Below are 25224 nucleotides of genomic sequence, written 5' to 3'. Positions count from 1 at the left end.
CCCCGGGCGGCACCCGTTGCGGGCCCTCTCCCGACAGGGAGGGGGCCTTTTTTATCTCAGGTTGCCCTTGAAGGTCGAACCCGTCGATACAACCTCTGCCAAGCTGACCTAGAGTTGGCTTGTTCGCTGGATCCGCGTCGCCCATCGACCCGGACACATGAGGTTCACCACATGGCTGATGTGACTTACCCTTGCTATAAGATGACGCGAGATAGCAAAGGCCACTGGTATTGGGTCTACTACGCGAAGAATGGTGAGGCAATCTCTCGCAGTAGTGAAAGCTATGTCGCGCAGAGCGACTGCAATCACGGGATCAAGCTTAACAAGAACTCGACGAACGATCCTGTTTATACAGTTTGAGCATGGGATCGGTTCTCGCATGCCGTCATGCTCGCGTCCCTCGCCGCTGGCAGGGACGCGAGCGGTTCGAATAACCCTAGGTTGGCCGCATGTGTCGTCGGCCACGCGGATCTCCGGGCATCCCCACCATCCCGATGCCCCTTCCCCTGGCGGACCGACGCGCCGCATTGCTGCTGCACCGCACCCCGCGCTAAAGCGGCAGGCATGTGGACGCGCCTTTTCACGAATCTGGCCAATCCCGGACGCTTCATGCGCTGGTCGGGGACCGCGCTGCCCTGGCTCGCCGGGTTGTCGGCCCTGCTGCTGGCGGTCGGCCAGTACCTGACCTGGTTCGTGGCCCCGCCCGACTACCAGCAGGGCGAGACCGTGCGGATCATGTTCATCCACGTCCCGGCCGCCTGGCTCGGCGTGTTCTTCTACGGCGCCATGTCGCTCTCGGCGATCGGCACCCTTGTCTGGCGGCATCCCCTCGCGGACGTCGCCCAACGCGCCGCGGCGCCGATCGGGGCGGCCTTCACCCTGATCTGCCTCGTCACCGGCTCGCTCTGGGGCAAGCCCATGTGGGGCACCTACTGGGTCTGGGACGCGCGCCTCACCTCCATGCTGGTGCTGCTGCTGATCTACTGCGGCATCATCGCCCTCTGGCGCACCATGGAGGACCCGAACCGGGCGGCCCGGGCGGTGGCGATCCTCACCCTCGTCGGCGCCGTGAACCTGCCGATCATCAAGTTCTCGGTGAACTGGTGGTCGACGCTGCACCAGCCGGCCTCGATCCTGCGGATGGGCGGCTCGACGATCGATCCCTCGATGCTCTACCCGCTCCTCGTGATGATCGCCGCCGCGACGCTCCTCGGCGTGACGCTCCACCTCTACGCCATGCGCACCGAGATCCTGCGCCGCCGGGTCCGCACCCTGACGATCCGCGAGGCCGAACGCCTCGACGCGGGCGCCACCGGGCTCGCACCGGGACCCGGCGCCGCCCTCCCCCTCGGTCAAGCGCTCTGAGCCCGCCATGACCCTCGGATTGCCGGACCTCGGGCCGCATGCCGGCTTCATCCTGGGCGCCTACGCCTTCACGGCCCTGGTGATGGGCGGGTTCATCCTGAACGCCGTCCGCGACCAGCGGGCCCAGAAGCGCGCGCTGGCGGACCTTCAGGGCGGCGCGGAGCGCGACCGGTGAGCGCTCCGCAGCAGGCCAGCCCCGAGCCGGTGCGGCGCTCCCTCCTCCTGATCGTGCCGCTCCTCGCCTTCGCGGCGCTCGCCGGGATCTTCTTCCTGCGCCTGCGCTCGGGGGCGGACCCGGCCGCGATCCCCTCGGCGCTGATCGGCCGGCCGGTGCCCGAGTTCCGGCTCGGCGCGGTGCCGGGCCTCACCGGGCCGGACGGCCGGCCCGTCCCGGGCCTGTCGAGCGACGATCTCAAGGGCGCCGTCACCGTCGTGAACGTCTGGGCCTCCTGGTGCGCCCCCTGCCAGATCGAGCATCCGATGCTGATGCGGCTCGCCCGCGAGCCCGGGATCCGGCTCGTCGGCATCGACTACAAGGACGCGCCCGAGAACGGGCGGCGCTTCCTCGCCCGCAACGGCGTACCCTTCTCGGCGGTCGGCCTCGACGAGAGCGGCCGCGTCGGCATCGATTTCGGCGTCTACGGCGTGCCCGAGACCTTCATCGTCGGGCCGGACGGCGTGATCCGCGACAAGCTCGTGGGCATCGTAACGCCGGAGAACCTCGGCAGCGTGCTGGCCAAGATCCGCGCCGCCGGCAAGGTCGCCGCCGCGCGCTGAGGCCGCGTCGCGCCCGGCCCGATCCCTTCGGGCAGGGTCAGCCTCGGGCTCCCCCTCAGGCGGCCGGGCCGTCCTTGCGCTCGTAGCGGGTCAGCAGCGGCGTCTGCGCGAGCGCGAAGGCGACGGTGAGCGGCATGATGCCGAAGACCTTGAAGTTCACCCAGAAATTCTCGGTCTGCGTGCGCCACACCACCTCGTTGAGGACGGCGAGGGCGAGGAAGAACAGCCCCCAGCGGAAGGTCAGCTTGCGCCAGCCCTCGTCGGTGAGCGCAAACATGCTGTCGAGGACGACGGAGAGGAGCGACTTGCCGAAGGCCAGCCCCCCGAGCAGGACGAGCCCGAACAGGGTGTTCACGATGGTGGGCTTCACCATGATGAAGGTCTTGTCCTGCAGCGCGAGCGTCAGGCCGCCGAACACCACCACGACGACGCCGGACACGAGCGGCATGATGGGCAGGCGCCGCACCAGGGCGAAGTGGATCGCCAGCGCCGTCACGGTGGCGACGATGAACAGGCCGGTGGCCACGAACAGCTTCTGGCTCTCGGCGACCCCGAAGCGCTCCGCGTAGGCGTTGCCGAGGAAGAACAGCACCAGTGGCCCGAGTTCCAGGGCGAGCTTCGGCAGCGGGGCGAGGTGGCGGCGCGGGGGGACGGATTCGATCTGCATCAACCGGGCAGCCCTGGGGCGGGCCCTGGCCTCGTGGCGGCGGCCCCGCTAGAATTCCTGACGAGGCTCTGTATCGGCGGCAGGCGCATCATGTCCATCACCATCGAGGATCCGGAGGTCGAGAGCCTGCTCGGCGACCTGACCGCCTGGACCGGCCGGCGGGAGCCCGACCTCCTCCGGGACCTGCTGCTGCGCGAGCGGGCGCGGCTCGAGGCGGAGCGTGCCCGTCGCGTCGGCGAGGGGTTGTCCTCGGACGAGATCCTGCGACGCGATTGGAACGCCCGGCCCCTCGTCGACCCGCGACCGGTCGAGGAGATCCTGGCCTGGGACGAGAACGGCTTGCCGGCGTGATCGTCGTCGACAGCTCGGCCTTCGCAGCGATCCTGTTTCATGAGCCCGAGGCGGAGCGCCTTTCCGGGATCCTGGCGCTTGCGGAGCCGCGCTACATGGCTGCGCCGACCTACCTCGAATGTGCGATCGTGGCTTCGCGCCGCGAGGACGGCCGCCGTCTCCTCGATGCCTGGCTCGACGCTCGGGGCATCACCATCCATCCCCTCGACGAAGCCCTCGCCCGCCGGGCGGCCGACGCGTTCGCGCGCTACGGCAAGGGCCGCCACCCGGCTGGGCTGAACTTCGGGGACTGCTTCGCCTACGCGCTGGCCACGGCGCTCGACGCGCCGCTGCTCTACAAGGGCGACGACTTCGCCCGCACGGACGTCGTGGCGGCCGGCCCCTGAGCCTCAGTCCTTCTCGAGCCCCGCGATGGCCCGGGCGAAGTCGCGCGCCGTGAAGGGTTCGAGGTCCTCGACGCCCTCGCCGACGCCGATGAAGTGGACGGGCAGGCCGAACTTCGCGGCGAGCGCCACCAGGATCCCGCCCCGCGCGGTGCCGTCGAGCTTCGTCATCACCAGGCCGCTCACCGGGGCCGCCTGCGAGAACAGCTCGACTTGGCTCAGGGCGTTCTGGCCGACCGTCGCGTCGAGGACGAGGAGGGTGGCGTGGGGCGCCTCGGGGTCGCGCTTGCGCATCACCCGCACGATCTTCTCCAGCTCCGCCATCAGGCCGGCCTTGTTCTGGAGCCGGCCGGCCGTGTCGATGAGGAGCACGTCGGTGCCCTCGCGCTGCGCGGCCTCCAGCGCGTCGAAGGCGAGGCCGGCCGCGTCGGCGCCCTCGGGCCGGGTGATCACCGGCGTGCCCGTGCGCTCGCCCCAGACCTTGAGCTGGTCGACCGCCGCCGCCCGGAAGGTATCGCCGGCCGCGAGCATCACGCTGCGTCCCTCCGCCCGCAGCTTGAGGGCGAGCTTGCCGATGGTGGTAGTCTTGCCCGCACCGTTGACGCCGACCATCAGGACCACGAACGGCTTGCGCGCGGCATCGACCGCGAGGGGCTCCGCGACGGGGGCGAGGGCCCGCTCGACCTCGGTAGCGAGGATCTCCCGCACCGCGTCCGGCGAGATGCCCTTCTCGTAGCGGCCCTTGCCGACCGCCTCCGAGATCCGGGCCGCGGTCTCGATGCCGAAATCGGCCTGGATCAGGGCATCCTCCAGGTCCTCGAGGGTCGTCGCGTCGAGCTTGCGCTTGGTGAAGAGCCCGGTGACCCGGTCCGACAGGTTCGAGGAGGTGCGCCGCATGCCGGAGGTGAGGCGGCCCCACCAGCCGCGCGCCTCCGGCTCCTTCGCGGCGTCGTTGGCGATGGCGGCGGCCGCGTCGACCGGCTGGATGTCGGTCTCGCTCGGGCCTTCCGGCACCGCGGGCGATCCACCCGGAAGGGGCGCGAAGCTCGCCGTGGTGGTGTTCGCCGGCTCGGCACCCCGTTCGGGCGGGTCGCCCGCGGTGCCGGAGGGCGGCCGCTCCGGCTCGCCCTCGATGGGCTGCAGGTCCGCGCCCTCGATCTCGTCCGGCACGGCATTACGGCCGGGATCGTCGGGGGCGGGCTCGCTCGGGGGCAGCGGCACCGCCCGCAGGTCGTCCGCGCCGGTGGCGAAGTCGGGCCGGCCCTCGGCGGGCGAGGCCGTCGCGTCCGCGGGCGGCTCGCCCCCGGGCGACGTGTCTTCGGTGCTGCTCTTCTCGGGGAGGCTCTCCTCGGTGCTGCCCTTGCGCCCGAACAGGCGGCCGAACCAGCCCGGCTTCTCGTCTCCGTTCATGAACGTCCTTGCTCCCGCGGGCCGGAGGCCATACCCGGCGCGCATGTCCACCGCGCTGCCGTCAGAGATAGGGCCCCGGCTCCTCTACCGCGATGCCCTCCTGCTCGTCATCGACAAGCCGGCGGGGCTGCCCGTGCATCCGGGCCCGCGAGGCGGGGAAACCCTCACCGACCACCTCGACGCCCTGCGCTTCGGCCTGCCGCGGCGGCCGGAGGCGGTGCACCGGCTCGACCGCGACACCTCGGGCTGCCTCGCGCTTGGGCGCCACGCCAAGGCGCTCGCGCGCCTCAACCGCCTGTTCGCCATCGGCGCGGCGGAGAAGCGCTACTGGGCGATCGTGGAGGGCGGGCCGCCCGAGGAGAGCGGCGCGATCGACCTGCCCCTCGCCCGGCGCTCGGAGGATCCCCGCTCCTGGTGGATGAAGGCGGATCCGTCCGGCGACCCGGCGCTGACGCGCTGGCGGGTCCTCGGCCGCGCGCCGGACGGCTCCGCCTGGCTGGAGCTCGAGCCCGTCACCGGACGCACCCATCAGCTTCGCGTGCATTGCGCGGCGCTGGGCTTCCCGATCCGGGGCGACGCGATCTACGGGGGCGCACCGCGCTCGGGCGGGCCGGGCCTGCAGCTCCACGCCCACCGCCTCGGCCTGCCGCTCTACCCGAAGCGCCCCGCCATCGTCGTCGAGGCGCCGGCGCCGGACCACATGCGGCCGGGGCTCGCCGCCTGCGGCTGGAGCGGGTAGCGCCAGGCCCGCGCGGCGCCTGGGCGAAGGCGTCAGGCCGCGATCAGGGCCCGCCCGTCGTGGCCGGTGATCCGCACGTCCACGAGGCTGCCGGGCTCGGCGGCGAGGCGCACCGGGGTGAAGCCCTCGGTGCGGCCGGTGCCGCCGCGCTCCGCGAGCACCCGGCGGAGGGCCCCGACCTCGCCGTCGAGGTGGCGGTGGAGGGCCGCCGCGCCGGCCGCGCGCAGCCGTGCCGCGCGGTCGCGCACGGCCTCCGGCGCGACCGCCGGCATCCGCGCCGCCGGCGTGCCGGGGCGGGGCGAGTAGGGGAAGACGTGGAGGTGCGTGAGGCCGCACGCGTCGACGAGGTCGAGGGTGCGGGCGAACCCGTCCTCCGTCTCCGTGGGGAAGCCCGCGATCAGGTCGGCGCCGAGCACGAGGCCCGGGCGCAGGCGGCGCGCCTCGCGGCAGAAGCGGATCGCGTCGGCGCGCAGGTGCCGGCGCTTCATCCGCTTGAGCACGCGGTCGTCGCCGGCCTGGAGGGACAGGTGGAGGTGGGGCATCAGGCGGGCCTCGGAGGCGAGCGCCTCCATCAGGGCCGGATCGGCCTCGACCGAGTCGATAGAGGAGAGGCGCAGCCGCGCGAGGTCCGGCACCCCCGCGAGGATCGCCTGGACGAGGCGCCCGAGGCCCGGCGCGCCGTCGCGGTCGCGCCCGTAGGCGGTGAGGTCGACGCCGGTCAGCACCACCTCGCGCCCGCCATGCGCCACGATGCGGGCGACCTGATCCACCACCGCCTCGGGCGCCACGGAGCGCGAGTTGCCGCGCCCGAACGGGATGACGCAGAAGGTGCAGCGGTGGTCGCAGCCGTTCTGCACGGGCACGAAAGCCCGCGTGTGCCCCGAGAGGCCCGTGACGTGCGTCGCGGGCGCCTCGCGCACCGCCATGATGTCCTCGGCCGGCGCCCGGTCGCGGTTCGGGGCGCCCGGCGTCCAGGTGGTGGCCCGCAGCTTCTCGGCGTTCCCCACGAGGCGGGCGACCTCGGGCATGGCGGCGTAGGCGGCGGTCTCGACCTCGGCGCCGCAGCCCGTCACCACGATCTCGGCTTCGGGCCGCGCCCGGGCGATGCGCCGGATCGCCTTGCGGGCCTGCCGGCCGGCCTCCGCCGTGACCGCGCAGGTGTTCACGATGACGCGCTCGCCTGCCCCCGGCGTCCCGGCCTCCCCGTGGGGGGCGCTGCGCATCACCTCCGATTCCACCGCGTTGAGGCGGCAGCCGAAGGTCAGGATCTCGACGGGCACGCGCGCCTCAGTGCAGGTGCGCGAACAGCTCGGGCGCCAGCGTGCCCTCGCCCTCGAGGAACACCGGGCCCGTCATCAGCACGTGGTCGTCGGCCCGCCACTCGATGAACAGGTCGCCGCCGGGCAGGCTCACTGTCGCCTGGCGGCCGATCATGCGCAGGCGCGAGGCCGCCACCACGGTCGCGCAGGCGGCGGTGCCGCAGGCGAGCGTCAGCCCGGCGCCGCGTTCCCAGACGCGCAGCTTGATCGCCTCGCGCCCGGTCACCCGGGCCACCGAGATGTTGGCGCGCTCGGGGAAGACGGGGTGGTTCTCCAGCATCGGGCCGATCCGGGCTAGGTCGAAGCTGTCCGGGTCGCGCTCGGTGAAGAACACGGCGTGCGGGTTGCCCATGCTGACGACGCCCGGCGAGTGCAGGATCGGATCGTCGATCGGCCCGATCTGCAGCTCGATCCGGCGGGTGTCCGGAAAGGGATCGCGCAGCGGGATCTCGTCCCAGGCGAGGCGCGGGCGGCCCATGTCCACCGTGAAGGAGCGGTCGGCCACGCGCTTGACCTCGACGAGGCCCGCCACGGTCTCGAGGGTGAGGCGGCCGCTCTCGGCGGGCCGCGCCATGGCGGGGTCGTCGAGCATCGCGAAGGCGACGCAGCGGGTGCCGTTGCCGCAGGCGCCCGATTCCGAGCCGTCGGTGTTGTAGATGCGCATGGAAGCGTCGGTGCCGGGCCGCAGGGGGTCGTGCAGCACCATCAGCTGGTCGAAGGCCGAGTGGGTGTCGCCCGCGATGGCCTGGGCCTCCTCCGGCCGGACGCGCAGGTCCGAGCCGCGCAGGTCGAGCACCACGATGGCGTTGCCGGCACCGTGCATCTTCAGGAATCGTCTGTGGGCGAGTGCGCTCATGCTCGGTCGGATCGTGCCGGGGCCTCGTGTCTGTCCGGCCCGCTATATGGCAATGCGCGCGCCCGCGCACCCGTGCCGGGTCGCGGGTCTGGGTCGCGGGTCTGGGTCGCGGTCCTGCGCGGGCGAACTTCCACCTCGCGATGGCCCCGGTTCGACACTACCTTGGCGCACGAGGGCCCTCCCGCCGGATGCGGGGGCGGCCCGTTCCTGCCGGAGCGCCTCCTTGACCCGCCCCACGCCGTCCCTCGCTCTCGCTGGCGCCCTCGCCACCGCCCTCCTCGCCGCCCTGCCGGCGGTCGCGCAGGACAAGCCGGCGGCGCCCCCGGCGGGCGCCGCCCCGCCGCCCTCCACGGCCCCCTCCCCCGCGGAGACGAACCCGCTGCCGACCACCACGGTGCCGGATACCGGCAAGCCCGACCCGAACCGGACCACGGCCCCCGCCCCCGACAAGGCCATCGCGCCGCCGACCGGTGCTCCCGTCCCCGGCGCGCCCGCGGCGCCCCGCGCCACGCTGGTGCCGGCGCCGGCGGATGCCGACGACGTGGACGCGGTCTCCCTGCCGGCCAAGCCCGCGGCGATCCTATCCGGCAAGACCAAGTGGGAGGAGGCGCTGCCGACCCTCAAGGCCAGCTTCGCGCGCATCGAGGCGGATCTCGCCAAGGCCGGCATCGCGCCGGCAGGGCGGCCGATCGCCGTGTTCACCCGCACCGACGACGACGGCTTCCAGTTCGAGGCGATGGTGCCGGTCGAGCGGATGCCGGATCCCAAGCCCCCCGAGGGCGAGGGCGTCCGCTTCGGCACCACCCCGAGCGGCAAGGCGCTGCGCTTCTCCCACAAGGGCAGCTACGACGAGATCGACGGCACCTACGAGACCCTGACGGCCTACCTCGACGCCAAGGACGTCGTGGTGCAGGACCGCTTCGTGGAGGAATACGTCACCGACCTCACCGACAAGACCGACGCCAAGCTCGACGTGAACATCTACGCCCTGGTGAAGTAACGCGGGCTGCCGGTGACGGGCGCAGCGAAGTGACGCGCCCGGCGAGCCGACGGGACGGGCCCCGGAACCCGCGGCCCGGATCGGAGATTCGCCCCTCATGGCGAGCAGCAGCCCCCTTCTGGGCCGACCCCTCACGAACCACGCGCCGATCGAGGGCCCGCGCGCGGACCCGAACCCGCCCGAAGCCCGGCCCGCCCCGCGCCGGCGCGCCCGCCCGGTGGCGGCTCCCGCCGATCCGGCGCTCGCCGAGAAGGCGCTGGCGGTCCATGCCCGGCTCTGCCCGGTCTACGGCTGCCCGATCCCGTACTTCCACAGCCTGGACCCCCTGAGCGAGCTCGTCTCCTCGCTCCTCTCGCACCGGACCCGCAACGCCGATTCGGGGCGCGCCTTCAAGGCCCTGCGGGCCCGCTTCCCGGACTGGTCGGACCTCCTCGACGCGCCGGTCCCCGAGATCGAGGCGCTGATCCGCGGCGTCACCTGGCCGGAGCTGAAGGCGCCCCGCATCCAGGCGATCCTGCGCGCGGTCCAGGCACGCCACGGCAGCCTCGACCTCGGCTTCCTCGCCGGTCTCGGGGTCGAGGCGGCGCGCGCCTGGCTGGAGGCGATTCCCGGCGTCGGTCCTAAGACCAGCGCGGCGGTGCTCTCGTTCTCGACGCTGCGGATGCCGGCCTTGCCGGTCGACAGCCACCATCACCGGGTCGCCCAGCGCCTCGGCCTCGTCGGCCCCCGCATCGACGTGGGGCCCGCCCACCCGATCCTCCGGGCGCAGCTCCCGGCCGACTGGAGCGCGCAGGACCTCTACGACAATCACGAGATCCTGATGCTGCACGGGCAGAACGTCTGCCACCATGCGCGTCCGGCCTGCGGGCGCTGCGTTCTCGTGGACCTCTGCCCCTCGCGGCGGGTCGACCTGCGGGAGCCTTGACGGGGCGAGGGGGGGCGGTCAGAACCCCGCGATCGCCGAGCGGGGCATCCGGCGGGCAGGGGGCGTGCGGGCATGGCCGCGTTCAAGGAACTGGTCTTCTCGGGCGTCCAGCCGACCGGGAACCTGCACCTCGGCAACTATCTCGGCGCCATCAAGCGCTTCGTCGAGATGCAGGCCAGGGCCCAGTGCCTCTACTGCGTGGTCGACCTCCACGCGATCACCCTCTGGCAGGACCCGGACGCGCTGCGGAGCCAGATCCGCGAGGTCACGGCGGCCTTCATCGCGGCGGGCATCGACCCCCGGCGCTCCATCGTCTTCAACCAGTCCCAGGTGCCGCAGCACGCCCAGCTCGCCTGGGTGTTCAACTGCGTCGCCCGCCTCGGCTGGCTGAACCGCATGACCCAGTTCAAGGACAAGGCCGGCAAGGACCGGGAGAACGCCAGCGTCGGCCTCTACGACTACCCCGTGCTGATGGCGGCCGACATCCTGGCCTACCGGGCGACGCACGTGCCGGTCGGCGAGGACCAGAAGCAGCACCTGGAGCTGACCCGCGACATCGCGCAGAAGTTCAACAACGACTTCTCCGCCGCGATCGCGGCGCAAGGCCACGGCGAGGGCTTCTTCCCCATCACCGAGCCGCTGATCGGCGGCCCGGCCGCGCGGGTGATGAGCCTGCGGGACGGCACCAAGAAGATGTCGAAGTCGGACCCCTCCGACAATTCGCGCATCAACCTCACGGACGATGCCGACGCCATCGCCCAGAAGGTGCGCAAGGCCAAGACCGACCCGGACGCCCTCCCCTCGGAGGTCGCGGGGCTCGCCGGCCGGCCCGAGGCCGACAACCTCGTGGGCATCTTCGCGGCGCTCGCCGACACCACCCGAGAGGCCGTGCTCGGCCAGTACGGCGGCGGCCAGTTCTCGGCCTTCAAGGGCGCGCTCGTGGAGCTCGCCGTCGAGAAGCTCGCCCCCCTCGGCGCCGAGATGCGCCGGCTCACCGCCGACCCGGCCCACATCGACGCCATCCTGGCCGACGGCGCGGCGCGGGCGGAGGCCATCGCGGCCCCGAACCTCGCCGCCGTCTACGACATCGTCGGCTTCGTGCGGCGGGGCCAGGCCCGGGACCCGGGGGCGGCGTGACGCTTGCCGGGGCGCTCGTCTTCGACGTCTTCGGGACGCTGGTGGACTGGCGCTCGGGGGTCGCGCGGGAGGCGGAGCGGCTGATCCCCGGCCTCGACGGGGGCGCCTTCGCGGATGCGTGGCGCGCCCGCTACCAGCCCTCGATGGAAACCGTGCGCTCCGGCCGGCGGGCCTACGTCGACCTCGATGTCCTGCACGCCGAGTCGCTCCCCGCGGTCGCGGCGGCGTTCGGCCTCGGCCCGCTGCCCGAGGCGGTCGCCCGCGACCTCGTGCAGGCCTGGCACCGGCTCGATGCCTGGCCCGAGGTGCCGGCGGCCCTCGCGCGCCTGCGGACCCGCCACCTCCTGGCGCCCCTCTCCAACGGCCCGGTCCGGCTGATGGCCGATCTCGCCCGGCGCAACGGGTTCGTCTTCGACGCGATCCTCGGAGCCGGCCACTCGCGCGCCTACAAGCCGATGCCGGTCGTCTACCGCGACGCGGTGGCGGCCCTCGGCTTCCCGGCCGGGGGCACGCTGATGGTCGCCGCCCACTCGGACGACCTCGCGGCGGCCGCGGCCGAGGGCCTCGCCACCGCCCACGTCGCGCGCCCCCGCGAGCACGGGCCGGCGGGCGGCGAGACCGCGCCCGCCGGGCCGGTCACCCACGCGGTCCCCGACCTCGCGGCGCTGGCGGACCGCCTCGGCTGCTGAGTTCAGCGACGCCTACGCCTCGCCGCGGGCCACCAGCGCCTCGTACTCGGAGACCTCCAGGCGGCCTTCCTTGGCGACGCGGGCCTTGTCGGCGTCGCTGATCACGTCGCCGGCGAGGTCGAGGCGCTTCCAGGCGGCGAGCGGGGTCTCGCGGCCGGGGCTCGGCACGTACTTGTTCTGCGCGACCTTCTGGTACTTGTGGATGTAGCGCGGGCAGTTGACCCAGATCTTGGTGACGTCGACGCGCACCAAGTACTTGGCCTCGGTGTACTCGGCCATCAGCGGGTCGTCCCGCAGCAGGCTCGCGCGGCCCTGGACGCGCACCCGGTGCGGCGTCTCGAAGTCGATGAACAGCAGGCCGACCTTGGCCTGCCCCTCGATGTTGCCCATCGAGTAGAACATGCCGTTCCCGTCGAAGCCGGGGAAGACCAGGCTCGTCTCGCCCGTCACCTTCACGAAGCCCGGCGCGCCGCCCTTGTAGGAGACGGTGGGCATGCCGTCCGGATCGACGGTCGAGAGGAAGAACATGTCGCGCGAGCCGATGAAGGCGGCCTCGTCGGGCTGGATCGCCTCGTGCACCCAGTCGGTATCGAGCCGGTTCGCGAGCTTGACCGTGCCGAACTCGTTCTGCAGCGCGCGGTGCGCCTCCGAGTAGAGTGACGCCATCGTTTCCTCCCGGGCCCTCCTTGCACGCGGGGCCGCTGCCGGATGATGGCCGCAAACCCGGGCCGACCGCAACCGCCGCGCCCATGCGAAAAGGCCGGCCCCGCGATCCGCGGAGCCGGCCCTTCGCTCGAAGCGGCCGGGCGGCGCCCGGCACGCCACGCGCGGTCAGTTGCGGGACTTGTCCACGAGCGCCTTCTCGGAGATCCACGGCATCATGCCGCGGAGCTTGGCGCCGACCTCCTCGATCGGGTGGGCGGCGAGCTTGGCGCGGGTCGCCTTGAACGAGGTCTGGTTGACCCGGTTCTCCAGCATCCAGTTGCGGGTGAAGATGCCCGACTGGATGTCGTTGAGGACGCGCTTCATCTCGGCCTTGGTCTCGGGCGTGACGATGCGCGGGCCGGTGACGTACTCGCCGTACTCGGCGGTGTTCGAGATCGAGTAGTTCATGTTGGCGATGCCGCCCTCGTAGATGAGGTCGACGATCAGCTTCACCTCGTGCAGGCACTCGAAATAGGCCATCTCGGGGGCGTAGCCCGCCTCGACCAGGGTCTCGAAGCCGGCCTTGATCAGCTCGACGAGGCCGCCGCAGAGCACGGCCTGCTCGCCGAACAGGTCGGTCTCGCACTCCTCCTTGAAGGTCGTCTCGATGATGCCGGCGCGGCCGCCGCCGTTGGCGGAGGCGTAGGAGAGGCCGAGGTCGTGGGCGTTTCCGCTCGCGTCCTGGGCGATGGCGATCAACGTCGGCACGCCGCCGCCGCGCAGGTACTCGGAGCGCACGGTGTGGCCCGGGCCCTTCGGGGCGACCATCAGCACGTCGAGGTCCTTGCGGGGCTCGATCAGGTTGAAGTGGACGTTGAGGCCGTGGGCGAACAGCAGGGCGGCGCCCTGCTTCATGTTCTGCTCCAGCGACTCCCGGTAGATGTCGCCCTGCAATTCGTCGGGGGTGAGCATCATCACGACGTCGGCCTGCTTGGCGGCCTCGGCGACGGACATCACCGTGAAGCCCTCGGCCTCGGCCTTGCGGGCGGTCGCGGAGCCTTCGCGGAGCGCGATCACGACGTCCTTGACGCCCGAGTCGCGCAGGTTAAGCGCGTGGGCGTGGCCCTGGCTGCCGTAGCCGACGATGACGACCTTCTTGCCCTTGATCAGGTTCAGGTCGGCGTCGCGATCGTAGTAAACCCGCATCGGTCTCTCCCTTTCAGGTTGTGTGCGTGGCGTCGGGGGTGTGGGGTGCGCCCGGCCCGTAGAGGGCCAGGAACTGCTCGACGGCGCGGCTCGCGTCGCGCCGGATCTCGACCGGATCCGGCGCGACGGCGTCGCCCAGCAGGAGCCGGATCTGCACGTCGCGGCCGACGAGGCCGAAGAAGGTTCGGAACGCCGTCTCGCTGTCCTCGAAGGCGAGGAGCCCGGCGGCGCGCCCCGCCTCCAGGACGGGCTTGACCCGCTCCCCGATGACGAAGCGCCCGTTGGCGAGGACGATCGCCCCGAGGTTGCTCTTGCGCGAGCCCGCATGCCCGATGGCGATCCGGTTGAGGGCCACCGAGGTGCTGCTCGTGATCACCGAGAGCCAGGTCGCGGCGAAGTCCCGCAGGCTCTCGGTGAGCGTCGCGACGTCGAGGAACGCCGTCGCGTAGCGGCCGGCATGGACCCGGGAGGCCTGCCACCGCACCGTCGCGGTGAGGAGGCCGTCGCGGTCGCCGAACCACTTGTAGAGCGTCTCCTTCGAGCAGCTCGCGCGGCGGGCCACCGCGTCCATGGTCAGCTGGTCGCCGCCCTCAACCATGAGGGCGAGCACCGCGTCGAGCACCGCCTGCTGGCGGGCCGAGGGCGCGGCCTGGGCCGCTTCCGGCGGCGTCTCATGCTGGTCCTGCGTGGCGGCTCGCATCGTTCCGGGCTCAGTACCGTACCGTACGGTACGTGCGTTAGGCCGATTCGGGGTGCGGCGCAAGCGGAGCCGGACCGGAATTCGCGCGCCGTCAGGCCGGGAGGTCGAGACCCTCGCGGGCGAAGACCCGCTGCACGGCGGGGCGACCCGCCATGGCGCGGGCATGGGCCGTCCAGGCCGGGAAGCGCTCGGCCATGTCGAACCGCAGCGCCGGGCCGCGGCCCCAGATCCAGAACAGCAGGAGATAGGGATCGACCACGCTGTAGCGGTCCCCGACCGCCCAGCCGCCGTTCGAGAGGCGCACCTCGGTCATCGTGCAGAGGTCGCCGTAGGTGTCGGCGCCCCGCGCGCGGATGCCCGGGTGGGCCGCCTCGTCGGTGCTGTAGCGCTCCGCCCGGCGGACGTGCGCGTAGGCGGGGTGATGGTTGGTCGAGAGCCAGCCGAGCCACTCGTCCGCCACCGCCTGCTCGCGCAGCCCGGCCGGCCAGAGCCCGGCCTCGGGGTGGGCGCGGGCGACGTGGCGCATCAGCGCCGTGTTCTCGGTGAGCACCCAGCCCTCCTCGTAGAGCGCCGGCACGCGGCCGCGCTCGTTGACGGCGAGGTACTCGGGCGCCCGCTGGTCGCCGGCCTGCAGGTTCAGCCGCACGGTCTCGAAGGGCGCGCCGGTCTCCTCCAGCACGATGTGGGCGGCGAGCGAGCAGGCGCCGGGGGCGTAGTAGAGGGTGCGGGCGGTCATGGGGATTCCTGGTTCGGCCCGGGCGGAATGTCGAGCAGTTCGGCCAGGGTCAGACGGATCCTGAGCAGAAGGTCGGCCGGCACGGAGCCGACGCGGCGGAATCCGCGCGCGGCCCGGTCGACGCAGCGGATCTGGTCGATCAGCACGGCCCCGCCGACCGCGAGACCGTCGGGCAGCAGCACCTTCGTCGGCCAGGGCGTCACGTTCCGGGTGATCGGGCAGATGATCGCCGTCTCGTTGCGCCGATGGAATTCTTCGCCCGACAGCACGACCGCCGGCCTGACGCCGCTCTGCTCCCGGCCAAGGGTCGGGCGCAGATCGACCCAGACGAGGTCGCCGGCCGAGAGCGGCGCGGCGTCGTCAGTCATCGCGGATGATTTCCGCCCCGACATCCGGACCCCAATCGATCACCGCGGGCCGATTCTCGGGTCCCAGGCGATCCATCTCGGCGATCATGTCCGCGAGGGTGGGGATCGGCTCGCCGTTGAGGGTGCGCCGCGGCCGGCCTCCGGGCCCGGCGGCGCCCGGCTTCAGCACGACGGGCAGGGCCTGTCCTTCGCTGATGCCGGCCTGCGCGGCCTCTTCGGCGACGAGCTCCACGGCGAAGTCGTCGCCGCGCCGAACGATCTTGGCATCCATGGCCGGATCTCCCGGATTGCGTAAACCACCAACCTAGCAGAGCCGCAGCCGGGACGCCCGGCCTCCTACAGCGGCTCCGCCCCGCGGCCCATGGCGGCGATGCCGGTGCGGCAGATCTCGACGAGGCCGATCACGCTCATCAGGCGGATGAAGCGGTCGACCTCCTCGGTGGAGCCGGTCAGCTCGAACACGAAGGAGTTCAGCGTCGCGTCGAGGGTCTTGGCCCCGAAGGCGGCGGCGAGCCGCAGGGCCTCCGAGCGGTGGTCGCCCTCGCCCACCACCTTCACGAGGCAGATCTCACGCTCCAGCGCGTTGCCCTGGAGCGTGAGGTCCACGACGCGGTGCACCGGCACGAGGCGGTCGAGCTGGGCCTTGATCTGCTCGATCACCGCGTTGGTGCCCGTCGTCACGATGGTGATGCGGGAGAGGTGGCGCGCCTCCTCCGACTCCGACACCGTCAGGCTCTCGATGTTGTAGCCGCGGCCGGAGAACATGCCCGAGATCCGGGCGAGGACGCCCGGCTCGTTGTCGACGATCACCGCGAGGGTGTGCCGGTTGACGGGCTCGACCCGCACCGGGTCGGGGTAGTGCGTGTTCATGGCGTTCATGCCCCTGGGCTCCCCTGTATCCGGCTCAGACCAGCATCTTGCCTTCCTCGGAGATCACGTCTCCGAGCTCGACGCCGGTCTCGCCGAGGTAGTCGGAGAGCAGCATCTCGTTGTGGGCCTTGCCGGAGGGGATCATCGGGAAGCAGTTCTCGGTCTTGTCGACGATGCAGTCGAAGATCACCGGCCCGTCATAGGCGAGCATCTCCGCGATCGCGCCGTCGAGCTCGCCCGGCTTGTCGCAGCGGATGCCCTTGGCGCCGTAGGCCTCGGCGAGCTTCACGAAGTCCGGCAGGCTCTCCGAGTAGCTCTGCGAGTAGCGCGAGCCGTGCAGCAGCTCCTGCCACTGGCGCACCATGCCCATGTACTCGTTGTTGAGGATGAAGATCTTGACCGGCAGGCGGTACTGCACGGCGGTCGAGAGCTCCTGCATGTTCATCAGGATCGAGGCCTCGCCGGCGATGTCGATCACGAGCCCGTCCGGGTGGGCGAGCTGCGTGCCGATGGCGGCGGGCAGGCCGTAGCCCATGGTGCCGAGGCCGCCGGAGGTCATCCAGCGGTTCGGCTCCTCGAACTTGAAGTACTGGGCCGCCCACATCTGGTGCTGCCCGACCTCGGTGGTGACGTAGGTCTCGCGGTCCTTGCAGGCCTCGTAGAGGCGCTGCACGGCGTATTGCGGCTTGATGATCGTACCCGACGGCCAGTAGGCCAGGCACTCGCGCGCCCGCCAGGTGCGGATCTTGCCGAACCACGGCTCGAGGTCCGCGGCGTCCGGCCGGCGCGGGGCGGCGCGCCAGGCCTCCAGCATGTCGGCCAGCACCGAGGCGCAATCGCCGACGATGCCGACGTCGACCTTGACGACCTTGTTGATCGAGGAGGCGTCCACGTCGATGTGGATCTTCTTCGAGTAGGGCGAGAAGGCGTCGAGCCGGCCGGTGATGCGGTCGTCGAAGCGGGCGCCGACGCAGATCATCACGTCGCACTCGTGCATCGCGAGGTTCGCCTCGTAGGTGCCGTGCATGCCGAGCATCCCGAGGAACCGGTCGTCCGAGGCCGGGAAGGCCCCGAGGCCCATCAGCGTCGAGGTGACGGGGAAGCCCGTCTCGGCCACCAGCTCACGCAGCAGGCGCGAGGCCTCGGGGCCCGAGTTGATGACGCCGCCGCCGGTGTAGAAGACCGGGCGGCGCGCGCCGGCCATCAGCTCGACCGCCGCGCGGATGCGGTCGGCGTCGCCCTTCACGGCCGGGCGGTAGGTCTTGTGCTCGGAGGAGGACGGCTTCTCGTAGAGGCCGCTCGCGAACTGCACGTCCTTCGGCAGGTCGACGACGACGGGGCCGGGCCGGCCGTTCGCCGCGACGTAGAACGCCTCGTGCAGGATGCGCGGCAGGTCGTCGATCGATTTCACGAGGTAGTTGTGCTTCGTGCAGTGGCGCGTGATGCCGACCGTGTCGCATTCCTGGAACGCGTCGGTGCCGATCAGGTGCGTCGGCACCTGGCCCGTGATGCAGACGAGCGGGATCGAGTCGAGCAGCGCGTCAGTGAGGCCGGTGACGATGTTGGTGGCGCCGGGGCCCGAGGTGACGAGGACGCAGCCGACCTTGCCGGAGGAGCGCGCGTAGCCCTCCGCGGCATGGACCGCGCCCTGCTCGTGGCGCACCAGCACGTGCTTGACGGCGTTCTGGTGGAAGAGCGCGTCGTAGATCGGAAGCACGGCGCCGCCCGGGTAACCGAACAGCGTATCCACGCCCTGATCCTGGAACGCCCGGATGACCATCTCGGCCCCGGTCATGACCTCGCCGCTCATGCCTTCCTCCTTGAACCTGTCCTCGAACTCCGCTGCGACCGACCCTGCCGCGGGCAACAAAAAAGGGCCCCGATCGGGACCCTGCATGCGCCACCGGCCGGATCGCGGACCCTGTCGTCAGGCCCGCCCCGTCAGTGGCGCTTCCGCTACGATGAGAACCGTGCGCATCGGTGTTGTCCGGATGACCTTGCCGCCACGCCCGAGATCGGCGTGAGTCGCTGAAAAAGCGTCGGGTCTCATAGCGGAGCACCGCACCGCGGTCAACGCCCGGACGAGCGATTCGCCGATCCGGGCCCGCGGCCCGGCGCAGCCGATTGCGGCCCCGCCGCGCCCGCCCTATCACTGGCCGACACAGGGGCGCGGGCGAGCGGGCCGGCGTCCCTCTCCAGGGGCCGCCGATCGCCGACCATGACCGCCGACGCAGCGACGGCCCGCGCGGGCGCCACCCCCCTCGCCTACCTCCTCCTCGACGTCGCCGGGACGCCCTGCGCGCTGCCGCGGAGCGCCGTCTCCGAGATCCTGCCGCTACCGGACCTGCATCGCCCCCCCGCCACCGGAGGCAGCCTCGCGGGCTTCCTCAACCTCGGCGGCGAGCCGGTGCCGGTGATCGACCTGGCGGCCCTGTTCGGCCTGCGGCCGGGCGGGCCAACCGACTCCGGAACCGACCCCTACGCCCACATCGTCCTGGCGGCCGACCGCGCGACCGGCTTCCTGGTGGACCGCGTCGCCGACCTCGTCACGGTGGCCCCCGACGCGCTGCGGCCCGTCCCCGACGACCGGACCCTGAACGGCTGCGTCGAGGCCGGACTGTCCTGGCACGACCGGCTCGTCCACGTGCTCGGTGCAGGCCGCATCCTCACCGCGGAGGAGCGGGCGCGCATCGCGGCGCTCACGGCGTCGGCGCGCGAGCGCCTCGCCGGCCTCGGCGCGGTCTGAGCGACGCAGGCACCGATGAGGCGGTCATGAGCCGGGCGCGGGTGAACCCGCACGACGACCCCGCCTACGCGGCCCTGAAGGGCCGCGTCGTCGCGCGGACGGGGCATCACTACTACGCGGATAAGGACGACCTGCTGTTCGACCGCCTGCGCCGGCGGTTCAAGGCCTGCGGCCTGCGCGACTGCGCGGGCTACCTCGCCCGCCTCGACGACCGCGAGGCGGGGCCGGCGGAATGGGCGGCCCTCGAGGCCGAGATCACCATCGGCGAGACCTTCTTCTTCCGCTACGCCGAGCAGTTCGCCGCCCTGCGGGAGACGATCCTGCCGGGCCTCGTCGCGGACCGGGCCGTCGAGCGCACCCTGCGCGTCTGGAGCGCCGGCTGCTCCACCGGCGCCGAGCCCTACTCGCTGGCGATCCTGGCCCACGAGCTCCTGGGGCCGGCGCTGCCCGACTGGCACGTCTCCATCCTCGGCACCGACATCAGCCGCGACGCGCTCGCCACCGCGCGGGCGGCGGAGTACGGCCGCTGGGCGCTCCGGACCCTGCCGCCGCAGGAGCGGCTGCGCCACTTCCAGGTCATCCCGCCGCGCCCGGGGGGCGCCCTGCGGGAGGGCGGCTACGCCCTGCGCCCGGAGTTCCGGCGCATGGTCCGGTTCGAGCGGCAGAACCTCCTCGCCCTGCTCGACGGCAGCGGGCCGGTGCCGCCGGGCGAGTTCGACCTCATCCTGTGCCGCAACGTGCTGATCTACTTCCACGCCGACACGGTGGCGGGCATCGTGCGGGCGCTGGGCCGCAGGCTCCGGCCCGGCGGCTGGCTGCTGATCGGCCACGCCGAGCCGAACCCGGCCTTCTCGGGCTGGCTGAGCGCCGTGAACCTGCCCGGCACGGTGGCCTACCGCCGGCTGGAGGACGGGCCGCCGGCCCTGCAGGGCGCCCCGCTGCCGGCCCCGCGGGCCGGGGCGATCCTCGGAGTGCAGCCGATCGCCCGCGTGCCGGGGCCGGACGTGCTTGCTCCAAATGCGTTCGGACCGCTTCCGGTGAGCGGCGGCGGGCCTGAGGGAGGGCTTGGCGACGGCGTGCTGCTGTCCGAAACGACGAGCCTCGCTCCGGCCGGCGCGGACGCGTCGCCCCCGGGGGGCAGCGACCCCGCGCCCGGCCGGCCCTCGCCCGCCGAGCGGCCCGCGCCTCCCGAGACCTCCCCGCCCGCCTCCACACCCGGCTCCACCCACATCTCCACCCTCTCGGACGGCGAGGCGCCCCTGCCGGTCGAGGAGGCCCTCGCGCGCATCCGGGCCCTGTCCGATGGCGGCGAGACCGGGCAGGCCTGGCGCGAGCTCCAGGCGATCCTGCTCCACACGCCGACGGACCCGCGCCTGCGCTTCTACGAGGGACTCCTCGCCCGGGGCCTCGGCCGCGAGGCGGAGGCCGAGCGCGGCCTGCGCGCCGCGCTCTACCTCGACCGGGACTTCGTGATGGCGCATTACCACCTCGGGCTCCTGCTCATCGCCCTCGGGCGGCTTGCGCCCGCGCGCCGGGCCCTCGACAACGCGGTGGCCTTGGCGCAAGCGCTGGATCCGGCATCCGTCCTGCCCGAGGCGGACGGGGCCTGCGCGGGCGAGATCGCCGAGAGCGCGCGGATCGCGCGGGCCGGCATCGGACGGGGAGCGGCGTGAGCGGAGCACGGCAGCAGGAGGCCCGGGAGGCCGCGCGCGTCGCAGCGCTCCGCGAGGCCCGCACGCAGGCCCTGGCGCGGCGGGGCGCGACCGCCGAGCGCGCCCGCGAGGGTCGGGCCGTCCTCGTCTGCGCCTGCGGCTCCGAGCGCTTCGGCATCCCGACCGGCGAGGTTCTGCGCGTCCTGCCGCTGCGGGCCTGCACCCCCCTGCCGGGCGCCCCGCCCGCGATCCTCGGCATCGTCGCGCTGTCGGGCGCGATCGTCACCGTGGTCGGCCTCGCCGCGGCCCTCGGGCGGCCCGGCGCCGCGGCACCCGAGGCGGGGCACCTGCTGCACCTGAGCGGGCCCGTCCCGATCGCCCTCGCGGTCGACCGCGTGCTCGGCACGGCGCAGGCCGGCACGGAGGCGGCGCCCGGCCTCGACGGCCTGGGAAGCGCTGCGGTTTCGGGCTATGCCCCCGCCGGTGACGAACCGTCCGGCCTCGGCGACTTCACCGTCATCGACCTCACGCGGCTCCTGCGGCGCTACCTGCCGTGAGCCGCCCTGCCCCGGCGGCCGGCCGTGCCGCCTCAACCGGATCCGGAGCCTGACGCCGCGTGTCGATCTCGATCGGAAAGCGAATCCTCCTCGGGTTCGTCGCCATCACCCTCGTGCTGATGGCGCTCGGCATCTACGCGCTCTCCCAGATCGGCGCCGTCCGGGACACCACCGACGCGATCGTGTCCCGCGACCTCGCCATCGCGCGCCAGCTCGACGACCTCGCCAACAAGGCGCGGGACATGGGCATCCTCCGGCGCAACGCCGTGATCGCCGTCCTGATGCGGCGCACGGATGGCGGCATCACCGAGGAGGCGCTCGACGGCTGGCGCCAGGCGGCCGCGGAGGCGGACGTGCTCCTCGGCCAGGTGGTCCGGTCTTCCGGGGGCTTCGCCGAGACCGCGACCTCGCCGGCCCGGGCCGCCATCTGGAAGCGCCTCTCGACCACCGCGGGTGAGGCGGCCACGGCCTTCCGGCAGCTGCGCACCGGCAGCGAGGCGCAGATCGCCGCGATCCAGGCCAAGGACGTCGATGCCGTGGAGGCCCGCAACGACAGCCTCAACCGGGTCCATGACGGCTTCCTGAGGAGCATCGAGACCACCCGCAACGTCCTCGACGAGGGCGTCGTCGCCGGCCAGCGCGCCGTCCAGGACGTCTACGAGCGCAGCCGCATCTCCATCGCGCTGACCCTCGGCGCCTGCGTGCTCCTGGCCATCCTGATCACCGTCCTGATCAGCCGCGCCGTGGTGCGGCCGCTCGAGCACGTGATGGCCTTCGCCGAGCGCGTCGGGTCGGGTGACCTCTCGGGCACCCTCGATGCGCGGGGCGCCGACGAGATCGGCCGCCTCGGCCGGACCCTGAACGGCATGGTGGCGGGGCTCGCCGACCTCGCCCGCACGAACCGCGCCGCCACCGCCGACCTCAACGCCGCCGCGGCCGAGATCCGGGCCTCGGCCCAGCAGCAGGCGGCCTCCGTCGAGGAGCAGTTCGCGGCCGTCCAGGAGACCGCCGCGACCGTCGACGAGATCACCCATTCGGGATCCCAGATCTCGAAGCGGGCCGGCGAGGTGATCGCCAGCGCCCAGGCCACGGCGCAGACCTCCAAGGCGGGCCTGCGCGCCGTCGCCGACACGGCCCGCGCCATGGATGCGATCCGCGAGCAGGCCGAGGCGGTGGCCGGCAACATCGTCGCGCTCTCGGAGAAGACCCAGACGATCGGCGAGATCATCACCACGGTCAACGACATCTCGGAGCGCACGCACCTCCTCGCCCTCAACGCCGCGATCGAGGCGGCGGCCGCCGGCGAGGGCGGGCGCAGCTTCGCGGTCGTCGCGGCGGAGATGAAGCTCCTGGCGGACCAGGCCAAGGGCGCGACCGCGCAGGTCCGCACGATCCTCGGCGAGATCCAGCGCGGCATCAACACCTCGGTGATGCTCACCGAGGAGGCCGTGAAGCGGGCCGCCACCGGCAAGACGCGCTCCGACACCACCCAGCGCACCATCGAGGAGATCACCGCGCGCGTCGAGGAGAGCGTCCAGACCTTCCAGCAGATCGTGGCCTCGACGAACCAGCAGCAGCTCGGCATCGAGCAGGTGATGGGCGCCCTCCAGAACATCCGGCAGGCGAGCCAGCAGACGGCGGCCGGCACCCGCGAGGTCGAGGCGGCCTCCGCGAACCTGACCGAGCTCGCCCAGGCGCTGATGGCCCTCGCCGAACGCTACCGACACTAGGCGGGGCGCGGGCGCGTGGCCGACATCCGCCAGCTCCTGCTCGCCGCCTTCGAGGTCGAGCACCGCGAGCACATCGATGCCATCCGGACGGCCCTCGCGGCCGGTCCCGAGGGGCAGCGGCCGGACTGGAACGACATCTTCCGCCGCGCCCACAGCCTGAAGGGCGCCTCGCGCGCGGTGGACCTGCCGCCCGTCGAGGCGGTCGCCCACCGCCTGGAGACCCTGTTCGAGCGCATCGCCGCCGGGGCCACGACCCTCGACCGCGACGCCGTCGCGGCGACCCACCTCGCCCTCGACCGGATCGAGGCCTACGTCGCGGGCCTGGAGGGGGAGGCCACCCCCACCATGCCGGACGACGCGCTCGCCGCCCTCGACCGGCGCCTCGCCGGCGCCCCGGCGGGGGACGCGACGCCGGAGCCCGCTGGGCCTCTCCCGGAGCCCGCTGGGGCTCCCCCGGAGCCTGCCGGGGCTCCCCCGGAGCCTGCCGGGGCTCCTGCGCCCGAGCCCGCCGCAGCGCCCGAGCCCGCGGCGGCGCCCGAGCCCGACCCGGCGCTCGCCATGGTGCGGGTGCCGGCCGCGGCCGTCGAGGCCCTCTCCCGGGCGACCCACGAGCTGACGAGCACCCTCGGGGGCTCGGCCACGGTGACGGACGGCCTCGCCCGGCTCCTGCGCGAGGCCACGGCCCTGCGCCGGCGCACCGAGGGCCTGCGCGGCCGCGGCGCCCTCGCCGACCTCGCGCGCCGGGTCGGCGAGGGCGAGGAGGAGGCCGCCGCGATCGAGTCCGTCCGGGCGGAGCTGCGGGCCGTGGAGGCCGGGCTCTCGGGCCTCGTCCGCGAGGTCACCGAGCTCGGCCGCCGGCACGCCGGCCTCGCGACCGGCCTCGATGCGGCCGCCGCCCGGGTCCGGCGCGAGGGCGAGCGCCTCGCCCTGGTGCCGGCCGAGACCGTCCTGGCGCCGCTTGCCCGCTCCCTGCGCGAGACGGCCCGCGAGGCGGGCTTCGAGGTGTCGGTCGCCCTGCGCGGCCTCGACCTGCCCGTGGAGCGCGCCCTGCTCCAGGCCCTCAAGGACCCGGTCCTGCACGCTCTGCGGAACGCCCTGAGCCACGGCCGCGAGACCCCCGAGGCGCGCCACCGCGCCGGCAAGCCGCCCGAGCTCGCCGTCACCCTGGAGGTCGCGGTGCGGGGCGGCCACCTCAGCGTGGCGATCCACGACGACGGGCGCGGCCCCGACCTTCCCGCAATCGAGGCGCGGGGACGCCGGAGCGGCCTGCTGGCCCCCGGGGATGCCGCCGATCCCGAGACCCTCCTCGGCCTCGTCTTCGCCCCCGGCTTCTCGACGGCGGCCGCCGTCGACACCCTGTCGGGCCGCGGGTTCGGGCTGTCGGTCGTGGCCGACGCGGTGCGGGCGCTGCGCGGCTCGGTCCGCCTCGCGGCCCGGGCGCCCCACGGCACGTCGCTCGTCATGAGCCTGCCCCTCTCGGCCTCCCGCCGGAGCGTGCTGCTCGTGGAGGCCGGCGGAGCGACCTTCGCCCTGCCCGGCACCGCCGCGGAGCGCCTGCTGCGCCTCGATTCCGCGGCGCTCGGGCGGGCGATGGGGCGTCGCGTCGCGCAAGTCGAGATCTCCGGCGAGAGCCTCAGCCTGCCCGTCTATCCCTTAAGCGAACTCGTCGGCCTGCCGGACACTGCGCCGGCGGGGACCCGGCCCGGGATCCTCCTTCGGACAGCCGCCGGACGATGCGTCCTCGCCGTGGACATCCTGCGGGATGTGCGGACCCTCCTCGTGCTGCCCGCCCCGCCGATCGGCACCGATCCGGGCCTCGTGTCCGGGACGGTGATCCTGCCCGGCGACCTGCCCGCCCTGGTCCTGGATCCCGAGGGCCTCGCCGCGCGGGCCGGCGCGGCGACATCCTCTGGCCCCGCCGAGCCGCGCGGCGAAATCGTCGCTGGAACGAGCGCCGGGAGCCGGCGTTCGACGATTCTCGTCGTCGACGATTCCATCACCACGCGGACCTTGGAGAAGGGCATCTTGGAAGCGGCCGGCTACCGTGTGGTCGTCTGCGTCGACGGGCAGGACGCCCTCGACCGCCTGCGGGCCGAGATCGAGCCGGTCGATCTCGTCGTCGCGGACGTCGAGATGCCGCGCCTCGACGGCTTCGGCCTGCTCGGCGCCCTGCGGGCCGACGCGCGCTTCGGGCGGCTGCCCGTCATCCTGATGACCTCGCGCGGCGATGCCGAGGACGTGGCCCGGGGCCTCGACCTCGGGGCCGACGCCTACCTGACGAAGCAGAAGTTCGACCAGCGCGCGCTCCTCGACACGATCGGCCAGCTGCTGTGATGGGGTGGCGGGTGAGCAGTGAGGAAGGTCGCTCCGGCGCCGCGTCCCGCGCGCCGGGCCGG

Annotated in this window: 28 protein-coding genes; 16 read left to right on the top strand and 12 right to left on the bottom strand. The window is 73.1% G+C overall.

All coding sequences use genetic code 11. From position 1 onward, the window contains the following. Positions 1 to 171: 171 nt before the first annotated feature. The 4 genes from ACLBXP_RS14640 (at position 172) to ACLBXP_RS14625 (ending at position 2142) form a co-directional block, all read left to right on the top strand. Positions 172 to 360 carry a DUF1508 domain-containing protein gene (locus tag ACLBXP_RS14640; RefSeq protein ID WP_447668456.1) on the top strand — a complete coding sequence of 63 codons (189 nt, stop codon included), beginning with the start codon at positions 172 to 174 and terminating at the stop codon, positions 358 to 360. A 204-nt stretch (positions 361 to 564) separates the two neighbouring features. Then, on the top strand, positions 565 to 1365 hold the full coding sequence (locus tag ACLBXP_RS14635) for a heme ABC transporter permease (protein ID WP_447668455.1): 801 nt from the start codon (positions 565 to 567) through the stop codon (positions 1363 to 1365). Positions 1366 to 1372: 7 nt separating this feature from the next. Continuing rightward, positions 1373 to 1540 carry a heme exporter protein CcmD gene (gene ccmD / locus ACLBXP_RS14630; protein ID WP_447668454.1) on the top strand — a complete coding sequence of 56 codons (168 nt, stop codon included), beginning with the start codon at positions 1373 to 1375 and terminating at the stop codon, positions 1538 to 1540. Continuing rightward, the gene (locus ACLBXP_RS14625; protein ID WP_447668453.1) at positions 1537 to 2142 is read left to right on the top strand and encodes a DsbE family thiol:disulfide interchange protein; all 606 of its coding nucleotides are present in this window, start codon (positions 1537 to 1539) and stop codon (positions 2140 to 2142) included. The genes ccmD and ACLBXP_RS14625 overlap by 4 nt, the downstream gene beginning before the upstream one ends. Positions 2143 to 2197: 55 nt before the next feature. On the opposite strand, the gene ACLBXP_RS14620 is transcribed toward ACLBXP_RS14625, so the two are convergent. Beyond that, positions 2198 to 2809, bottom strand: coding sequence for a septation protein A (locus ACLBXP_RS14620; protein ID WP_447668452.1), 612 nt, complete (start codon positions 2807 to 2809; stop codon positions 2198 to 2200). Between the two features lie 90 nt (positions 2810 to 2899). On the opposite strand from ACLBXP_RS14620, the gene ACLBXP_RS14615 reads away from it, so the two are divergent. Further along, positions 2900 to 3160 carry a type II toxin-antitoxin system VapB family antitoxin gene (locus tag ACLBXP_RS14615; RefSeq protein WP_447668451.1) on the top strand — a complete coding sequence of 87 codons (261 nt, stop codon included), beginning with the start codon at positions 2900 to 2902 and terminating at the stop codon, positions 3158 to 3160. After that, on the top strand, positions 3157 to 3546 hold the full coding sequence (locus tag ACLBXP_RS14610) for a type II toxin-antitoxin system VapC family toxin (RefSeq protein WP_447668450.1): 390 nt from the start codon (positions 3157 to 3159) through the stop codon (positions 3544 to 3546). The genes ACLBXP_RS14615 and ACLBXP_RS14610 overlap by 4 nt, the downstream gene beginning before the upstream one ends. Positions 3547 to 3549: 3 nt before the next feature. Here ACLBXP_RS14610 and ftsY read toward each other — a convergent pair whose 3' ends face one another. Next, complete coding sequence (gene ftsY, locus ACLBXP_RS14605; protein WP_447668449.1) at positions 3550 to 4953, bottom strand: signal recognition particle-docking protein FtsY; 1404 nt, start codon at positions 4951 to 4953, stop codon at positions 3550 to 3552. Positions 4954 to 4996: 43 nt separating this feature from the next. On the opposite strand from ftsY, the gene ACLBXP_RS14600 reads away from it, so the two are divergent. Beyond that, on the top strand, positions 4997 to 5692 hold the full coding sequence (locus ACLBXP_RS14600) for an RluA family pseudouridine synthase (RefSeq protein WP_447668448.1): 696 nt from the start codon (positions 4997 to 4999) through the stop codon (positions 5690 to 5692). A gap of 32 nt (positions 5693 to 5724) precedes the next feature. Here the strand turns inward: ACLBXP_RS14600 and mtaB are convergent, their stop codons facing one another. Both mtaB and dapF read right to left on the bottom strand, forming a co-directional pair. After that, positions 5725 to 6972 carry a tRNA (N(6)-L-threonylcarbamoyladenosine(37)-C(2))-methylthiotransferase MtaB gene (gene mtaB / locus ACLBXP_RS14595; RefSeq protein WP_447668447.1) on the bottom strand — a complete coding sequence of 416 codons (1248 nt, stop codon included), beginning with the start codon at positions 6970 to 6972 and terminating at the stop codon, positions 5725 to 5727. Positions 6973 to 6979: 7 nt separating this feature from the next. Next, entirely contained in the window at positions 6980 to 7867 is an 888-nt protein-coding gene (dapF, locus tag ACLBXP_RS14590; protein ID WP_447668446.1) for a diaminopimelate epimerase, read from the bottom strand. Between the two features lie 223 nt (positions 7868 to 8090). Between dapF and ACLBXP_RS14585 the strand changes: the two genes are divergently transcribed. The 4 genes from ACLBXP_RS14585 (at position 8091) to ACLBXP_RS14570 (ending at position 11618) form a co-directional block, all read left to right on the top strand. After that, on the top strand, positions 8091 to 8867 hold the full coding sequence (locus tag ACLBXP_RS14585; RefSeq protein WP_447668445.1) for a GyrI-like domain-containing protein: 777 nt from the start codon (positions 8091 to 8093) through the stop codon (positions 8865 to 8867). 97 nt (positions 8868 to 8964) lie between these two features. Further along, positions 8965 to 9792, top strand: a complete 828-nt coding sequence (locus ACLBXP_RS14580) for an endonuclease III domain-containing protein (protein ID WP_447668444.1) — start codon at positions 8965 to 8967, stop codon at positions 9790 to 9792. Between the two features lie 72 nt (positions 9793 to 9864). Further along, the gene (gene trpS, locus ACLBXP_RS14575) at positions 9865 to 10929 is read left to right on the top strand and encodes a tryptophan--tRNA ligase (protein WP_447668443.1); all 1065 of its coding nucleotides are present in this window, start codon (positions 9865 to 9867) and stop codon (positions 10927 to 10929) included. After that, the gene (locus tag ACLBXP_RS14570) at positions 10926 to 11618 is read left to right on the top strand and encodes a haloacid dehalogenase type II (protein ID WP_447668442.1); all 693 of its coding nucleotides are present in this window, start codon (positions 10926 to 10928) and stop codon (positions 11616 to 11618) included. The genes trpS and ACLBXP_RS14570 overlap by 4 nt, the downstream gene beginning before the upstream one ends. 12 nt (positions 11619 to 11630) lie before the next feature. Here ACLBXP_RS14570 and ACLBXP_RS14565 read toward each other — a convergent pair whose 3' ends face one another. From ACLBXP_RS14565 to ACLBXP_RS14530, 8 genes are all read right to left on the bottom strand, one after another. Further along, on the bottom strand, positions 11631 to 12284 hold the full coding sequence (locus ACLBXP_RS14565; protein WP_447668441.1) for a pyridoxamine 5'-phosphate oxidase family protein: 654 nt from the start codon (positions 12282 to 12284) through the stop codon (positions 11631 to 11633). A 165-nt stretch (positions 12285 to 12449) separates the two neighbouring features. Next, positions 12450 to 13469 carry a ketol-acid reductoisomerase gene (ilvC, locus tag ACLBXP_RS14560; protein WP_447668440.1) on the bottom strand — a complete coding sequence of 340 codons (1020 nt, stop codon included), beginning with the start codon at positions 13467 to 13469 and terminating at the stop codon, positions 12450 to 12452. Positions 13470 to 13482: 13 nt separating this feature from the next. After that, a complete protein-coding gene (locus ACLBXP_RS14555) occupies positions 13483 to 14169 on the bottom strand; it encodes a TetR/AcrR family transcriptional regulator C-terminal domain-containing protein (RefSeq protein WP_447668439.1) in 687 nt (228 codons plus the stop codon). Positions 14170 to 14260: 91 nt separating this feature from the next. Further along, complete coding sequence (locus ACLBXP_RS14550) at positions 14261 to 14905, bottom strand: glutathione S-transferase family protein (RefSeq protein WP_447668438.1); 645 nt, start codon at positions 14903 to 14905, stop codon at positions 14261 to 14263. Beyond that, positions 14902 to 15273: a type II toxin-antitoxin system PemK/MazF family toxin gene (locus ACLBXP_RS14545; RefSeq protein ID WP_447668437.1), complete on the bottom strand. Its 372-nt coding sequence runs from the start codon at positions 15271 to 15273 to the stop codon at positions 14902 to 14904. Before ACLBXP_RS14545 ends, ACLBXP_RS14550 begins: the two co-directional genes overlap by 4 nt. Then, positions 15266 to 15544, bottom strand: coding sequence for an AbrB/MazE/SpoVT family DNA-binding domain-containing protein (locus tag ACLBXP_RS14540; RefSeq protein WP_447668436.1), 279 nt, complete (start codon positions 15542 to 15544; stop codon positions 15266 to 15268). Before ACLBXP_RS14540 ends, ACLBXP_RS14545 begins: the two co-directional genes overlap by 8 nt. Positions 15545 to 15609: 65 nt before the next feature. Further along, entirely contained in the window at positions 15610 to 16152 is a 543-nt protein-coding gene (gene ilvN / locus ACLBXP_RS14535; RefSeq protein WP_447668435.1) for an acetolactate synthase small subunit, read from the bottom strand. 25 nt (positions 16153 to 16177) lie between these two features. Next, positions 16178 to 17953 (bottom strand): acetolactate synthase 3 large subunit, encoded by a 1776-nt coding sequence (locus tag ACLBXP_RS14530; protein WP_447668434.1) that lies wholly within the window; start codon positions 17951 to 17953, stop codon positions 16178 to 16180. 408 nt (positions 17954 to 18361) lie between these two features. Here ACLBXP_RS14530 and ACLBXP_RS14525 point away from each other — a divergent pair, with 408 nt between their 5' ends. Genes ACLBXP_RS14525 through ACLBXP_RS14505 form a run of 5 tightly spaced genes read left to right on the top strand, consistent with a single transcriptional unit; the run spans position 18362 to position 25162 of the window. Next, entirely contained in the window at positions 18362 to 18889 is a 528-nt protein-coding gene (locus ACLBXP_RS14525) for a chemotaxis protein CheW (protein WP_447668433.1), read from the top strand. Between the two features lie 26 nt (positions 18890 to 18915). Next, positions 18916 to 20562: a CheR family methyltransferase gene (locus ACLBXP_RS14520; RefSeq protein ID WP_447668432.1), complete on the top strand. Its 1647-nt coding sequence runs from the start codon at positions 18916 to 18918 to the stop codon at positions 20560 to 20562. Beyond that, positions 20559 to 21098, top strand: a complete 540-nt coding sequence (locus tag ACLBXP_RS14515) for a chemotaxis protein CheW (RefSeq protein WP_447668431.1) — start codon at positions 20559 to 20561, stop codon at positions 21096 to 21098. Before ACLBXP_RS14520 ends, ACLBXP_RS14515 begins: the two co-directional genes overlap by 4 nt. A 59-nt stretch (positions 21099 to 21157) precedes the next feature. Further along, positions 21158 to 22828, top strand: coding sequence for a methyl-accepting chemotaxis protein (locus tag ACLBXP_RS14510; protein ID WP_447668430.1), 1671 nt, complete (start codon positions 21158 to 21160; stop codon positions 22826 to 22828). A gap of 15 nt (positions 22829 to 22843) precedes the next feature. Next, a complete protein-coding gene (locus tag ACLBXP_RS14505) occupies positions 22844 to 25162 on the top strand; it encodes a hybrid sensor histidine kinase/response regulator (RefSeq protein ID WP_447668429.1) in 2319 nt (772 codons plus the stop codon). Positions 25163 to 25224: the final 62 nt, after the last annotated feature.

Source organism: Methylobacterium sp. A54F, assembly GCF_053346035.1.
The sequence above is the reverse complement of the archived record's forward strand: the minus strand, read 5'-3'. Positions and strand labels throughout refer to the sequence as shown.